Source organism: Sphingomonas sp. GW822-FHT03G08 (assembly GCF_058801135.1).
Genome location: NZ_JBXAMZ010000001.1, coordinates 1051097 through 1064719 on the forward strand (window position 1 = coordinate 1051097; position 13623 = coordinate 1064719).

Consider the following 13623-nt stretch of genomic DNA (forward strand, 5'->3'; position numbering starts at 1 on the left):
CGCGGCGGCCCCTACCCGATCCGCCCGCGCGAGGCAAGCCCGGGGCACGGGCGCAAAATATTGCACGAAGGTGTCACGGGCTTAACCCGTTCTATACCCTGGCCATGAGAAAACGCCCCGATCACAGTTGGGGATCGTCGCCGGCATGCCGCTGGACTTCGAAGAACAAGCCGTATCGCAAAGCGCCCAGCGCCCGAACCTGCTTTCGGGCGCGATCAGCGTTGCCGCGATCCTTTTGTTCGTCGGCATCGGCAGCGCGGTGCTGTCCAAGACGCTGCAATTCTATTTCGAAGGCGGCGAGCCGGCGGACCGCACGCTGGTCATCGCGCTGCTGCTCAACGTCGCGCTGATCCTGTTCGGCTGGCGTCGCCACAACGAGCTCAGCCAGGAAGTGCTGATCCGCACCGCCGCCGAGGAACGCGCCCAGCAGCTCGCCAATCGCGACCCGCTGACCGGCTTCCTCAACCGCCGCAGCCTCGCCGAGGAAGGCGCGGCGATGTTCGTCCGGGCCCAGCGCCGCCGCAAGGCGATGGCGATGCTGATGCTCGACCTCGATCACTTCAAGACGATCAACGACATGCACGGCCATGCCGTGGGCGACGCGCTGCTCCGCGCCGTCGCCGCCGAAATCGCGCACGTCATGCCGCCGATCGCGCTCACCGCGCGGCTGGGCGGCGACGAGTTCGCCTGCGGCTTCCTGTTCGATCCCACCGAGCCCACCGTCGTCGAGCGCATTGCCGAGCGGCTGGTCAGCCGCATGGCCCAGCCCTTCGAAGCCGAGGGACTGCGCCTGCACATCTCCTGCTCGCTCGGCATCGCCCGCTCCGACTTCGACTGCGCGAGCATCGACGCGCTGATGCGCTCGGCCGACATCGCGATGTATGCGGCCAAGAAATCGGGCCGCAACCGCTATGCCTGGTTCGATCATTCGATGGAACGCGAGCTCCAGATCCGCAACGAGCTGGAAAATGGCCTGCGCACCGCGATCCCGCGCGGCGAGATCGTCCCCTATTTCGAGCAGCAGATCAACCTCAGCACCAACCGCCTGCACGGCTTCGAGGTGCTGGCGCGCTGGGAGCATCCGCAGCGCGGGCTGATCAGCCCCGAGCTTTTCATCCCGATCGCGGAGGAGACCGGCATGATCGCCGACCTCTCGCTGTCGATCATGCGCCAGGCCTTCCTCGCCGCGCGCGACTGGGATCCCTCGCTCACCCTGTCGATCAACATCTCACCCTGGCAGCTGCGCGACGCCTGGCTGGCGCAGAAGATCATCAAGGTGCTGGCCGAGACCGGCTTCCCGGCGAGCCGGCTGGAAGTGGAGATCACCGAGAGCGCGCTGTTCGACAATCTCGCACTGGCGCAGTCGATCGTCGGCAGCCTCAAGAACCAGGGCGCCCGGCTGGCGCTCGACGATTTCGGCACCGGCTATTCGTCGCTGGCCCACCTGCGCGCCCTGCCCTTCGACCGGATCAAGATCGACAAGAGCTTCATCATCTCGCTCAACTCGAGCGCGGATTCGGCAGCGATCGTCAACGCGATCATCAGCCTGGGCGAGAGCCTGAACCTGCCAATCACCGCCGAGGGCGTGGAAGACGCCGCGATCGAGGAGCGGCTGCGGGCCGCCGGATGCGCCAAGGCGCAGGGCTGGTATTATGGCAAGCCGCTCTCGGTGAGCGGCGTGCGGCGATTGCTCGCCGAGCGCCGCCTGATCCACCCGGGCAGCGGCTCGGGCACGCCGGAAGCGCCGGATTCGGGGCAGAGGCTGGCGGGCTGAGCCCGGTTAGTCATGCTGAACTTGTTTCAGCATCTAGGGAGCCGCATGGGATAGTGACCGTGGAGCGCTGGACCCTGAAGCACGTTCAGGGTGACGGTTGATATTTTGCGGCGCCCTACCAGCCCGAACCCTCCTCGCTGAGAAACGCCCGCTCTTCCGCGGTCGATTCCCGCCCCAGCACGGCATTCCGGCTGGGAAAGCGCCCGAACCTGGCGATCACCTCCGCATGCTTCTGCGCGAAATCGAGAATGTACGCGTCGCCCAGCGAGCCGAACTTCTCGACGCTCAGCGCCTGCATCGCCGGGTCCTCGGCATGCTCGAGCGGCAGGTAAAGAAACTGGCGCTCCTCCGCCGTCATCGCCACCTCCCAGCCTCGGTTGATCGCCTCCAGCGCCAGCTGCAGGGCCAGCGGATCGGCGGCATAGGCCTCGGCGCTGTCGCGGTGGAGGTTGCGGCTGAACTGGTCGAGCAGGATGATCGCCGCGAGCACGGTTTCGGGATCGTCGCGCCAGCCCGCCGCACCCGATCCCAGCACGAGATCGCGCAACGGGCCGAAGCGCGCCTTGATCTCCGCATCGAGCTTTTCCGAGCGGGCGAAATGCTGCTCGGGCGTTAGCGCGAACCAGAAGCCCGTCACTTCGCGGGCCTTCGCGTGGACATCCAGGGTCGCTGCGCCTAGATCACCGGTCAAATGTCATCCCCTCACGTCATCAGCCTGGGCTGCCGACTCAACCTCGCCGAGAGCGAAACGATCCGCGCGCTGCTGACGGATCGTGACACTGTCGTGATCAACAGTTGCGCGGTGACCAACGAGGCCGTCAAGCAGACGCGCCAGGCGATCCGGCGCGCGCGCCGCGAGCGGCCGGGCGCCGAGCTGGTGGTGACGGGCTGCGCGGCGCAGATCGATCCCCAGGCCTTTGCCGCGATGCCCGAGGTCGACCGGGTGATCGGCAATGCCGAGAAGCTGGATGGCAAAGCCTGGGCCGCCCCCGAGCCGGTGCTGGTGCAGGACATCATGGCGGTGCGGGAGACCGCGCCGCATCTCGCCGCGAGCTTCTCCACCCATGCCCGCGCGTTCGTCGAGGTGCAGAATGGCTGCGACCATCGCTGCACCTTCTGCGCGATCCCCTATGGCCGCGGCAACAGCCGCTCGGTGCCCGCCGGCGCCGTGATCGACCGCGTCGCCCAGCTTGCCGAAAGCCATGCCGAGGTCGTGCTGACCGGCGTGGACCTGACCAGCTACGGCCCCGACCTGCCCGGCACCCCGAGCCTGGGCCAGCTCGTCGAGCGCATCCTGACGCACGTTCCCGGGCTACAGCGCCTGCGGCTTTCCTCGCTCGACGGGATCGAAGTCGACGACCGGTTGTTTGCCCTGCTCACCGGGGAGCCACGCCTGATGCCGCACGTCCATCTCTCGCTGCAGGCGGGCGACGACATGATCCTGAAGCGCATGAAGCGCCGCCACAGCCGCGCCCAGTCGGTCGCGCTGGCCGAGCAGCTGCGCGCTGCCCGACCGGACATCGCGATCGGCGCCGACCTGATCGCCGGCTTCCCGACCGAAACCGAGGAAATGTTCGAGAACACCCTGGCGCTGGTCGCGGAGTGCGACATCGTCCACGCGCACATCTTCCCCTATTCGCCCCGCGCCGGCACCCCCGCGGCCAGGATGCCACTGGTCGAGCCCGAAGTGGTGAAGGCCCGCGCCGCCCGCCTGCGCGCCGAAGCCGCACGCGTCAGGGACAATTGGCTGCAAAGCCTGGTAGGCAGCACCCAACAAGTGCTGGTAGAGCGCCCCGGAGAGCGGGGCCATGCCGGCAATTTCGCCGAGGTTCGCCTCGCCCCCCATGAAGTCGGAGAGATTGTGAGCGTCAAGATCGTGGATGTCCGGGACGGGAAGCTGATCGCATGAGCGGCCCCAGCTGGCACGAGCGCCTTCTCGGCGGCTTCCGCAAGACTTCCGACCGGCTGATCGGCAACCTCGCCGGCCTCGGTCTGGCCCGGCTCGACGACGCGACGCTGGACGAGATCGAGGAAGCGCTGATCGCCTCGGACCTCGGCCCCGCCACTGCCGCGCGCGTGCGTCAGCGGCTCGCCGACGGCCAGTTCGAGCGCAACATGGAGGAGCTGGGCATCCGCCTCATCGTGGCCGACGAAGTCGCCAAGGCATTGGAGCCGGTCGCGAAGAAGCTGGAGATCGAGGCTTTCCCGCGTCCGCAGGTGATCCTGGTCATCGGCGTCAACGGATCGGGCAAGACCACGACGATCGCCAAGCTTGCCAACCTGCTGATGGAGCAGGATTATTCGGTGATGCTCGCCGCAGGTGACACGTTCCGCGCCGCTGCGATCGGCCAGCTTCGCACCTGGGCGGAGCGGATCGGCGTGCCGATCGTCTCGGGCGCCGAGGGCGGCGATGCCGCCGGCATCGTGTTCGAGGCAGTGAAGAAGGCGACCGAGATCGGCACCGACGTGCTGATCGTCGATACCGCCGGCCGCCTGCAGAACAAGACCGAGCTGATGGACGAGCTGGCCAAGATCCGCCGCGTGCTCGGCCGCCTCAATCCGGCGGCGCCGCACGACGTGGTACTGGTGCTCGATGCCACCACCGGCCAGAACGCGCTCAACCAGATCGAAGTGTTCAAGGAAGTCGCCGGGGTCACCGGGCTGGTGATGACCAAGCTCGACGGCACCGCACGCGGCGGCGTGCTGGTCGCGGCAGCGGAGAAATACGGCCTGCCGATCCATGCGATCGGCGTAGGCGAGAAGGTGGACGATCTGCGTCCGTTCAATGCGCAGGAAGTGGCGCGCATCATCGCGGGCGTGGAGGAGCTTACCAATGGCTGAGAAACAGGCCGCCTCGCCCGGCGTTCGGATGCTGATCGATTACGGCCCGCTCGCGGTGTTCTTCGGCGTCAATGCGATCGCCCAGGGCCCGGTGCTCGCCCGCGTGTTCGCGGCGACCGTGGCATTTATGGTCGCGATGGCGGCGGCGATCGCGCTGAGCTGGTGGAAGACCCGTCACGTCTCGCCGATGCTGTGGATCACCGCCGCGTTCGTACTGCTGTTCGGCGGGCTCACCCTCTATTTCCATGACCAGACCTTCATCCAGATCAAGCCGACGATCATCTATGCGATGTTCGCCGTGGTGCTCGGCTACGGCGTGATCGCCGACAAGCCGCTGCTCCAGATGCTGCTCGAACAGGCCTATCCCGGGCTTTCGGCGCGCGGCTGGCGGCTTCTGACGATCAACTGGGCGCTGTTCTTCCTCGCCGCCGCGGTGGTCAACGAAGTCGTCCGCCACTTCGTCAGCTGGGACCAGTGGGTATTCTTCAAGACCTGGATCATGATTCCGGTCACGCTCGTATTCGCGATGCTCAACATCCCGCTGCTGCTCAAGCACGGCCTGCAGCTCGAGAAGCCCGAGGAGGCGCCGATCCCGCCACAGGAGTAAGCGGCGGTGTCGAGCAACCTCTATCGCGCAGTGCGCGCCACCAACTGGCTGCGGCGCCAGGTGCGCACCAATTCGCTGTGGTTCCTTGCGCTCTCGATGCTCGTCGGGATTGGTGCGGGCGCCAGCGCGATCGCGCTCGGCCAGCTCGCCCGCGGCACCCAGCGGCTGTTGTTCGGCCTGGCACAGGGCGAGCATCTGAGCGCCGCCAGTCAGATCGAGCCCTGGCGCCTGGTCTCCCTGCCCGTCGGCGGCGCACTGCTCGGGCTGGTCCTGTGGTTCCTGCGCCGACGCAAGGCGGTCGACATCGTCGAAGCCAATGCGCTGCACGGCGGCCGCATCCCGGCGCGCGACACCGCCACCGTGGTCGGCACGACCCTGCTCTCCAACAGCTTCGGCGCCTCGGTGGGGCTTGAGGCCGCCTATGCCCAGGCAGGCGGTGGCCTCGCCTCGCTGCTCGGCCAGAAGGTAAAGCTGCGCCGTGGCGACCTGCGCACGTTGATGGCCGCCGGCGCGGGCGCGGCGGTGAGCGCGGCGTTCGGCGCACCGCTAACCGGCGCCTTCTACGCTTTCGAAGTCGTGCTCGGCGCCTATAGCCCGGCCACGGTTGCCCCGGTGATGCTCGCCGCACTGTCCGCCGCAGTGCTGGCACGAGGGCTTGGCATGACGCCCTATGTGATCGCGGCGGGCGGCATGCATCCGATCGGGACCGCCGACTATATCCTCTACGGGGTGCTGGGCGTACTCTGCGCCGGGCTCGGCATCGTCCTGATGCGACTGGTCTCGCTGGTCGAGCACGCGGTGCATCGCTCGAAGCTGCCGATGCACTGGGCGCCGCTGGTCGGCGGGCTGCTGCTGGTGCCGCTGGCGATGATCTCGCCCCAGGCGCTGTCCGGCGGTCACGGCGCACTCAACCTCAACCTGATGGCCGAAGTGACGATCGCCGGCCTCGCCCTGACGATCCTGCTCAAGATGCTCGCCTCGGCGATATCGCTCGGTTTCGGCTTTCGCGGCGGCCTGTTCTTCGCCTCGCTGTTCCTCGGCTCACTGGTCGGGCGGCTCTACCAGGTGATGCTCGCACAGGTGCCCGGCCTGCACGTGCTGGCGCCCGACGATGCCACCGTGGTCGGCATGGCGGCGCTTGCCGTCGCCGTGGTCGGTGGGCCGATGACGATGTCGCTGCTGGTCCTCGAAGTGACCCATGATTTCAGCATCACCGGCGTCGCGCTCGCCGCCACGCTGATTGCCTCGACCGTGGCGCGCTCGACCTTCGGCTATAATTTCTCCACCTGGCGCCTCCACCTGCGCGGCGAGACGCTGCGCAGCGGCCGCGACGTGGGCTGGATGCGCGCGCTCACCGCCGTCCAGATGATGCGCCGCGACGTGCCGCAGATACCCGCCTATTCGAGCGTCTCCGCCTTTCGCGAGCGCTTCCCGCTCGGCTCGACAACGCGGGTCGTGCTGCTCGACGTGAAGGGCAGCTATGCCGGCATCGTCGAGACCGCTGCCGCCTGGTCGCCCGAAGTCGAACCGGTCGCCGAAATCGGCACCCTCGCCCGCCTGCCCCAGGCGAAGCTGTCACCGGAAATAGGGATCGGTGAGGTACTGGAGATGTTCGACCGCGTCGCGGCGGACGATCTCGCCGTGGTCGATCGCGAAGGCAATGTCATCGGCCTGATCACCGAGCGCCACGCCCGCCGCCGCTATGCCGAGGAACTGGAGCGCTCCCAGCGGGAATTGTACGGCGAGGCTTGAGGCCTCCCTGCTTCGTCATCCCCGCGCAGGCGGGGATGACGAAGCAGGGAGGCTATTTCCGTTGGCCGGACCGTTTGGCCACGACATCATTCCGCAGGGCCTCACGCCGCGCGAACAACTCCGCCTCCTCGGATGGGCTCAACCCGCCAGCGGCAAACCGCTCCTCCAGCGTATCGATCTGATAGGCCTCACGCCGCAACTGCTTCGCCTCGCGCCGCGTAAGCTGCCCGCCGCTCCGCCCATCCCGAATATCGCTACGAATCTTGGCGGTCTCAGCCGCACTCCGGTCCTGGCTCATCGAACCACCCGAAGGCCCCTTCAGGCTCGGCCCTCCCCAGATCTGCGCGGAGGCAGGAGCGGCAAGCAGCAGCACAGGGGCAAGGATCAGATAGCGACGCATGAGGCTTCTCCCGTTCCCGACACGATCGACGGCGCAAGTTGAATGCCGGGTGAATGCCCGGGAAACCGTGATAAACCATGTCCTTATCCGTTGCGTTGCCGATACGGCATAGCTCTCGCCAGTAAAGTTCTATGCATATCCATGCATATATCCCTATGCGCGCCGCCATCTTCCACGGATCGGGAACTGAACACCATGCGGTTACTCGCCCTTGGCATGCTGCTGGCGATGTCGACGCCGGCCGCCGCCCATGCCCAGGACAATTCGCAGCAGATGCGCGACATGGTCGCCCAGATGCGCGCCACCGCGGCACAGATGAAAGGGCAGCTTCCGCCCGAGGACATCGCCGAGATGCTGCGCTCGGCCGACGAGATCGAGAAGGGCATCAAGGACGGCGCCTATGCCGCCCCCGCCCCGGCCGCTCCCGATCTCACCGCCCGTATCGCCGCCGCGCACCAGGGCAAGCTCGACTGGCTGATGGGAGAGCCCGCCTGCGTTGGTTATATGTGGGAGAATTGGCGGACCTTCCGTCTCCAGTCCGGTGATCGAGACGCCCAGCGCGACCTGCTCTGCCGCAAGGCCTTCTCGAACTATGAGGACTATTTCCTCACCACCCGCAACGGCGGCGATCGCGCCCATGCGATGCGGGCGCTGGCCGCGTACGACAAGGCAGCGCAGGAGGCGGTCGACTTCTTCGAGCGCAAATAGGCCGGCAAATGAAAAGGGGCGCCCGATCGCTCGGACGCCCCTTTCTGAACGCTTGTCGCGAAGATCAGCTGTCCTGGTCAGCCCGGCCCACGCCGGCGCCGTCGAGATTCTGCGACACGAAGTCCCAGTTGATGATGTTCGCGGTGATCGTCTCGAGATACTTCGGACGCAGGTTGCGATAGTCGATGTAATAGGCATGCTCCCACACGTCGATCGTGAGCAGCGGCTTCATGCCCTCATAGACCACCGGCGTATCGGCGTCGTGCAGCGAGGTGACCTTGAGCTGGTCGCCGTCGAGCACCAGCCAGCCCCAGCCGTTCGAGAAGTGCGCGGTCGATTCAGCGACCAGCTTCTTCACGAGCTCGTCGGTCGAACCGTACTGCGAAGCGATCAGCTCGGCGAGCTTGCCGCTCGGCGCGGTCTTCTCGCCGGTCAGGCCCTGCCAGAAGAAGCTGTGGTTCCAGATCTGGGCCGAGTTGTTGAACAGGCCCTTGTCGCCGGTTTCCTTGGCGTGCGCGATCACTTCGCTGAGCTTGCGGCCCTCGAGGCCCTTCTCGGCGATGAAGCCGTTGGTCTTGTCGACATAGGCCTTGTGATGCTTGCCGTGGTGAAACTCGAGCGTCTCGGCCGACATGTGCGGCGCCAGCGCGTCCTTGTCGAAGGGAAGCGGGGGAAGTTCGAAGGCCATTTGGTCTCTCCAGGTTCACCAGGGGGTTCACCCGGGCAACGAACCGCCGGGCGATGCGGTCCCTCCCCTAACCCGCAAAATTCATCGCTGTCGCGGAAAAATCGTTGCGTCGCGCAAATGAAAATTTCGATCGGGCGCGATCGGCAGAATTACTATTGCAAACGCTAATCAATAGCTTGATTTTCGTACGTAATATTTACTCCGTCATCCCCGCGAAAGCGGGATCCAGAGTCACACAGGACGTCGCTTTGTTATCCTGAATCCCCGCCTTCGCGGGGTTGACGAAGGGGAAATTACCCGCCCACCTGCAGCAGTTCATGCCGCTTCAGCGCGTGGCGCAGCTGGTCATAGGTAAGCCCCAGCGCCTCCGCCGTCGCCCGCTGGTTGAAGCGGTGATCGGCGAGCGCGCGCTGGAGCAGCTCCTTCTCGAACCGCGCCACCCGACCCTTGAAATCGGTCGCGCCCGAAAGTGCCGCCGGCTGCTCCTCGAGCACCACCGGCGCCGCCGCCGCCGCGACAGGCGTTGTCGCGCTCGAAGCGCTCCCCTGCATCGTGCGCAGGCGATAGGGCGACTGGAAGGGGTCGATCTCGATCGCGTCGATCGGCCCGTCCTGTTCCCAGCGATAGACCGCACGCTCGACGACGTTGCGCAGCTCGCGGACATTGCCGGGCCAGTCGTAATTGGTGAGGATGTCGAGCGCGTGCGGTCCCCAGCCCGGCCAGTCGACCCAGCCGATCTCGCTCGCCATGCGCCGGCCGTAGAAATCCGCCAGCACCTCCACGTCCCCGCCCCGGTGCCGAAGCGGCGGCAGGGTGACCACCTCGAAGCTCAGTCGGTCGAGCAGATCGGCGCGGAAACTACCCTTGTTGACCCGCTCGGGCAGATGCTCGTTGGTCGCCGCCACGATGCGGACATCGACCGTCACCGGCCGCGACGATCCGATCCGGGTGATTTCGCCATATTCAACCGCGCGCAGCAGCCGCTCCTGCGCGCCCATCGACAGCGTGCCCAATTCGTCAAGGAACAAGGTACCGCGATGCGCTTCCTCGAAGCGGCCGATCCGCGCCTTGGTCGCACCGGTAAAGGCGCCGGCCTCATGGCCGAACAGCTCGGCCTCGATCAGCGTCTCGGGCAGCGCCGCGCAGTTCATCGTCACCAGCGGCTGGTCCCAGCGCGGGGACAGGCGGTGGAGACGCTCGGCGACCAGTTCCTTGCCGGTACCGCGCTCGCCGATCACCAGCACCGGGCGATCGAGCGCGGCGGCGCGACTGGCACGCTCCAGCGCATCAAGGAATGCCGAGGATTGGCCGATGACCTGGGTTATGCGCTCCATGCCAAATCCTTGGTGTATTTTCCCAACACTTGGCAAGTTAAATCCGCCACCTGAATGCCTTATGAACGGCAAAAACGGCAGATTTCTGCGGTTTTCGGAAATTGGCACGCCCCCTGCAAAGCATATGGCAAGCCCGCTGACGGGCCTGGATAAACACCAAGGTTCAGGGAAACAGGAACATGAACGCCAACGCCGCCTACTACCGCAACGCCTTCTTCTCGGTGGCACTTTCGGTAGCCGCCAGCCTGATCATCATGGTCGGCACGGCCGGCCTGGTGACGGCCTAAGAACAGGGTCTCCCGCTCGCTTCCCCTCGCGAGCGGAAACCTGACGGGAGGGGTCACCCCCTAGACCCCTCCCGCCGGGAAACAGAACACGAAGGAGTAACGACGAAATGGGTATCTTCTCTCGAACCCGCGACATCATTGCCGCCAACGTCACCGACCTGCTCGACAAGGCGGAAGATCCCGCGAAGATGATCCGCATGATCATCCTCGAGATGGAGGAAACGCTGGTCGAGGTCCGCGCTTCCGCGGCCCGCACCATCGCGGACCAGAAGGAAATGCGCCGCCACATCGCCAAGCTGGAAAAGCTCCAGGAGAGCTGGACCGAGAAGGCGGAGCTGGCGCTCTCCAAGGGCCGCGAGGACCTGGCCAAGGCCGCGCTCGTCGAAAAGCAGAAGGCCGCCGACATGTGCGACCAGCTGAACGAGGAGATTGCAGTGCTCGACGAAGCGCTCAAGGCTTCGGAAGAGGACATCAACAAGCTCCAGACCAAGCTGCGCGAGGCCCGCGCCCGCCAGAACTCGATCGTCACGCGGCTGGAAAGCGCCAGCAACCGGGTGCGCCTGCGCGAGATCACCAACGGCTCGCGGGTGCAGGATGCCTTCTCGCGCTTCGATGTCCTCGAGCGCCGGGTAGACTTCGCCGAGGGCCGCGCGGAAGCAGCCGGCCTGGGCGCCGCGCCCAAGACGCTCGACGAGGAAATCGCCGAACTCCGCTCGTCGGAGAAGGTGGATGCCGAGCTCGAGGCCCTGAAGGCCCGCCTCAACAAGGGAGCCTAAGCGATGGAGGAAGTCTTCCTTCCGATCGTCATCGTCGGAATGCTCTTCATCGGGCTCCCCTGGGTGATCATGCACTATATCACCAAGTGGAAGCAGTCCGGGACGATCACCAACGAGGACGAGAAGCTGCTCGACGAGCTGCACTACACTGCACGCCTGCTTGAGGAGCGCCTGCTCACTGTCGAGCGGATCATCGCCGCCGACAACCCCGATTTCCGCCCTGTCCGCGACGCCCGTCCGGAACAGAGCCCCTACGACATCTCGCGGAGGAACTGATCATGTCGAGCCGCACGAAATTCTACCTCGACAAGGCAAATGGCAAGTGGCTGGGCGTCTGCTCGGGGCTGGCCGACTACACCGGGATCGACGTCATCTGGCTTCGCCTCGGCATGGTGCTGGTCACCTTCAGCACCTTCCCGATGGGCCTGATCGCCTACATGCTGATCGCCTGGCTGGCCCCGGCAAAGCCCTACGGGCTCTACCAGGGCCCTGAGGAAGCCAAGTTCTGGCAGGGTGTCCGCTCGAACCCGACGCGCTCGACCGCCGAGGTCCGCTCGAAGTTCCGCGACATCGATCGCCGCCTGGCCGATATCGAGATGTACTATACGAGCCGCAACACCCGGCTCGCCGATGAGATCGACAGCCTGCGCTGAGCCAATCGCCAGGTAAGTCCACAGGGAGGAAGACATGAGGGAGTTGAGTTGGCTGGTACCGGTGCTGATCGTCGCTGCGGTGATGGCATCGGGAGCCTTCAAGACCTGGGTCCGTGCCAAGCATGGCTACCCGCTCGAGGACGAGGAAGGCCGCCGCGGGCGCCGGAGCTTCCGGGGCCAGAGCCGCGAGGACCTGGAGGCCGATCGCAAGATCGCACTCCTCTCGACCGAGAATGAGCGTCTGACCGGCCAGATCAGCCGCCTCGAAGAGCGGATCGCAGTGCTCGAGCGGATCGCCACCGATCCCGCCGAGCGGGTCGCCCGCGAGATCGACAGCCTGCGCTGAGGAGTGACGAGATGAGCTTTCCCTTCGCAGCCTTCGCCCCGGTAGCCCTGATCGTCGGTGCTCTGGTGGTCGCAGGATGGGTGTTCACCACCTGGCTCCGCATCAAGCATGGCTATCCGCTCGACGGGGCCTGGGGCCAGGCGGTCTATCCGAAGAATGACGACGCGGCGATGGAGCGGATCAAGCTCCTGAGCCAGGAGAACGCCCAGCTCCGTGCCGAACTGGGCTCGATCAAGGACCGGCTCGCCAATGTCGAGCGGATCGTGACCGACAGCTCGCACATGCTCGATCGCGAGATCGAGAGCCTGCGCGGGCCGAGCAACTGAGGAGATAGACGATGGAAATCAGCCCCATTCTCATCCCCATCCTGGGTATCCTGTGCGGCATGGTCGCCATCTTCGGCGGCGTCTTCCTCAAGCCCTGGTTCGCGCTGCAGCAGCGCAAGATGGAGCTCGAGGCGCAGATGGTCGCCGAGAAGGCAGCCCAGTACGCCGCCCAGACCGAGAGGCTCGAGCAGCGGGTCCGGGTGCTGGAACGCATCGTCACCGACAAGGGCGTCGATCTCGCCAACGAGATCGAGCAGCTGCGGGATGCCCCCCCGCTGAATTGAAAGTTCCCACGCGGCGCCGACAAGGGCCGCCAGTAAGAGGAAAGTCCGAAATGATTGCCATCGTGATGCTCGCAGTGCTGACGGCACTGTGCGGGGGCGGTATTGTCCTCGCCGAAATGCGGGACCGCCCTGTTCGCCGCGCCGCGCGGCTGGCCAAGGCCAACCAGCAGAACTGATCGATCAAAGCGCGTTTGAAGGAGTAGTGGAATGAACCCGTTCGAGATGGTTGTCGCGATTATCGTGATCGTCACGATCGGCAGCGTGCTCAAGGCGCGCTACGGCATCCACAAGGACAAGGACGGCAACGAGGTCTATCGCGGCAACAATGCCGACGCAGCCTCGGTCGCCGAGAATGCCCGGCTCCGCGACGAGGTCCGTGCGCTCAAGGAGCGCGTCCAGGTCCTCGAGCGCGTGGTTACCGACACCGAAGGCAGCGTCCGTCTCGACCGCGAGATCGAATCGCTGCGCGACAAGAACTGACGTCAGACCAAGGGAGGCATGACGTGACCCAGGATCCGACTCTCTACCTTACCCTCGCCGTCTCCGGTCTCGCCGGGATCGCCATGATCACCACCGCCGGGCTCTCGGGCTGGCGCGGCTGGCTGGCCCTGAAGCGCCAGGAGCTCGATGCCCATCACGGCCCCGAAGTGGCGACGGCAATGCCGACCGCGGCCTCGCGGATCGAGATCGCCGATCTCAAGGAGCGCATCCGCAAGCTCGAAGCGATCGCGGCGGGCGTGGATTTGTGAGCTGCCCCAACGAAGTCCCGTCATGCTGAACTTGTTTCAGCATCCAACTCTCCCCCCGCACATCGCCCATGGAGAGTCGGACCCTGAAACAAGTTCAG

At 65.8% G+C, this 13623-nt stretch carries 19 protein-coding genes; 15 read left to right on the top strand and 4 right to left on the bottom strand.

The window, feature by feature from the left end; translation table 11 throughout:
* The first annotated feature begins 145 nt into the window (after positions 1-145).
* Positions 146-1774, top strand: coding sequence for a putative bifunctional diguanylate cyclase/phosphodiesterase (locus AC1RJ5_RS04575; RefSeq protein ID WP_493111956.1), 1629 nt, complete (start codon positions 146-148; stop codon positions 1772-1774).
* A gap of 115 nt (positions 1775-1889) precedes the next feature.
* On the opposite strand, the gene AC1RJ5_RS04580 is transcribed toward AC1RJ5_RS04575, so the two are convergent.
* Positions 1890-2465: a DUF924 family protein gene (locus AC1RJ5_RS04580; protein ID WP_269574908.1), complete on the bottom strand. Its 576-nt coding sequence runs from the start codon at positions 2463-2465 to the stop codon at positions 1890-1892.
* Here AC1RJ5_RS04580 and mtaB point away from each other — a divergent pair, their 5' ends adjacent.
* From mtaB to AC1RJ5_RS04600, 4 genes are read left to right on the top strand one after another with little or no spacing between them, the layout of a single operon-like run.
* The gene (gene mtaB, locus AC1RJ5_RS04585) at positions 2466-3683 is read left to right on the top strand and encodes a tRNA (N(6)-L-threonylcarbamoyladenosine(37)-C(2))-methylthiotransferase MtaB (protein ID WP_342250566.1); all 1218 of its coding nucleotides are present in this window, start codon (positions 2466-2468) and stop codon (positions 3681-3683) included.
* The gene (ftsY, locus tag AC1RJ5_RS04590; RefSeq protein WP_184167379.1) at positions 3680-4615 is read left to right on the top strand and encodes a signal recognition particle-docking protein FtsY; all 936 of its coding nucleotides are present in this window, start codon (positions 3680-3682) and stop codon (positions 4613-4615) included. Before mtaB ends, ftsY begins: the two co-directional genes overlap by 4 nt.
* Entirely contained in the window at positions 4608-5222 is a 615-nt protein-coding gene (gene ispZ, locus AC1RJ5_RS04595; RefSeq protein ID WP_493111959.1) for a septation protein IspZ, read from the top strand. Before ftsY ends, ispZ begins: the two co-directional genes overlap by 8 nt.
* Before the next feature lie 6 nt (positions 5223-5228).
* On the top strand, positions 5229-6974 hold the full coding sequence (locus AC1RJ5_RS04600) for a chloride channel protein (RefSeq protein ID WP_493111961.1): 1746 nt from the start codon (positions 5229-5231) through the stop codon (positions 6972-6974).
* 52 nt (positions 6975-7026) lie between these two features.
* Here the strand turns inward: AC1RJ5_RS04600 and AC1RJ5_RS04605 are convergent, their stop codons facing one another.
* Entirely contained in the window at positions 7027-7374 is a 348-nt protein-coding gene (locus AC1RJ5_RS04605) for a hypothetical protein (protein ID WP_493111963.1), read from the bottom strand.
* A gap of 195 nt (positions 7375-7569) precedes the next feature.
* On the opposite strand from AC1RJ5_RS04605, the gene AC1RJ5_RS04610 reads away from it, so the two are divergent.
* The gene (locus AC1RJ5_RS04610) at positions 7570-8082 is read left to right on the top strand and encodes a hypothetical protein (protein WP_493111965.1); all 513 of its coding nucleotides are present in this window, start codon (positions 7570-7572) and stop codon (positions 8080-8082) included.
* 64 nt (positions 8083-8146) lie between these two features.
* Here the strand turns inward: AC1RJ5_RS04610 and AC1RJ5_RS04615 are convergent, their stop codons facing one another.
* Both AC1RJ5_RS04615 and pspF read right to left on the bottom strand, forming a co-directional pair.
* Positions 8147-8770, bottom strand: coding sequence for a superoxide dismutase (locus tag AC1RJ5_RS04615; RefSeq protein ID WP_184167385.1), 624 nt, complete (start codon positions 8768-8770; stop codon positions 8147-8149).
* Between the two features lie 293 nt (positions 8771-9063).
* Positions 9064-10104: a phage shock protein operon transcriptional activator gene (pspF, locus tag AC1RJ5_RS04620; protein WP_342250561.1), complete on the bottom strand. Its 1041-nt coding sequence runs from the start codon at positions 10102-10104 to the stop codon at positions 9064-9066.
* A gap of 394 nt (positions 10105-10498) precedes the next feature.
* Between pspF and pspA the strand changes: the two genes are divergently transcribed.
* The 9 genes from pspA to AC1RJ5_RS04665 are packed head-to-tail and all read left to right on the top strand — an operon-like array spanning position 10499 to position 13525.
* Positions 10499-11167: a phage shock protein PspA gene (gene pspA, locus AC1RJ5_RS04625; RefSeq protein WP_184167390.1), complete on the top strand. Its 669-nt coding sequence runs from the start codon at positions 10499-10501 to the stop codon at positions 11165-11167.
* A 3-nt stretch (positions 11168-11170) separates the two neighbouring features.
* Positions 11171-11443 (top strand): envelope stress response membrane protein PspB, encoded by a 273-nt coding sequence (gene pspB, locus AC1RJ5_RS04630; RefSeq protein ID WP_183994719.1) that lies wholly within the window; start codon positions 11171-11173, stop codon positions 11441-11443.
* Positions 11443-11820, top strand: coding sequence for an envelope stress response membrane protein PspC (gene pspC, locus AC1RJ5_RS04635; protein ID WP_184168326.1), 378 nt, complete (start codon positions 11443-11445; stop codon positions 11818-11820). The genes pspB and pspC overlap by 1 nt, the downstream gene beginning before the upstream one ends.
* Before the next feature lie 34 nt (positions 11821-11854).
* The gene (locus AC1RJ5_RS04640) at positions 11855-12166 is read left to right on the top strand and encodes a hypothetical protein (protein WP_446745996.1); all 312 of its coding nucleotides are present in this window, start codon (positions 11855-11857) and stop codon (positions 12164-12166) included.
* An 11-nt stretch (positions 12167-12177) separates the two neighbouring features.
* A complete protein-coding gene (locus AC1RJ5_RS04645) occupies positions 12178-12492 on the top strand; it encodes a hypothetical protein (RefSeq protein WP_269574901.1) in 315 nt (104 codons plus the stop codon).
* An 11-nt stretch (positions 12493-12503) separates the two neighbouring features.
* Positions 12504-12776 (top strand): hypothetical protein, encoded by a 273-nt coding sequence (locus AC1RJ5_RS04650; RefSeq protein ID WP_269574900.1) that lies wholly within the window; start codon positions 12504-12506, stop codon positions 12774-12776.
* A 50-nt stretch (positions 12777-12826) separates the two neighbouring features.
* Positions 12827-12952 carry a hypothetical protein gene (locus AC1RJ5_RS04655; RefSeq protein ID WP_260396066.1) on the top strand — a complete coding sequence of 42 codons (126 nt, stop codon included), beginning with the start codon at positions 12827-12829 and terminating at the stop codon, positions 12950-12952.
* A 31-nt stretch (positions 12953-12983) separates the two neighbouring features.
* On the top strand, positions 12984-13256 hold the full coding sequence (locus AC1RJ5_RS04660; RefSeq protein ID WP_269574899.1) for a hypothetical protein: 273 nt from the start codon (positions 12984-12986) through the stop codon (positions 13254-13256).
* 23 nt (positions 13257-13279) lie between these two features.
* Positions 13280-13525 carry a hypothetical protein gene (locus AC1RJ5_RS04665; protein WP_269574898.1) on the top strand — a complete coding sequence of 82 codons (246 nt, stop codon included), beginning with the start codon at positions 13280-13282 and terminating at the stop codon, positions 13523-13525.
* Positions 13526-13623: the final 98 nt, after the last annotated feature.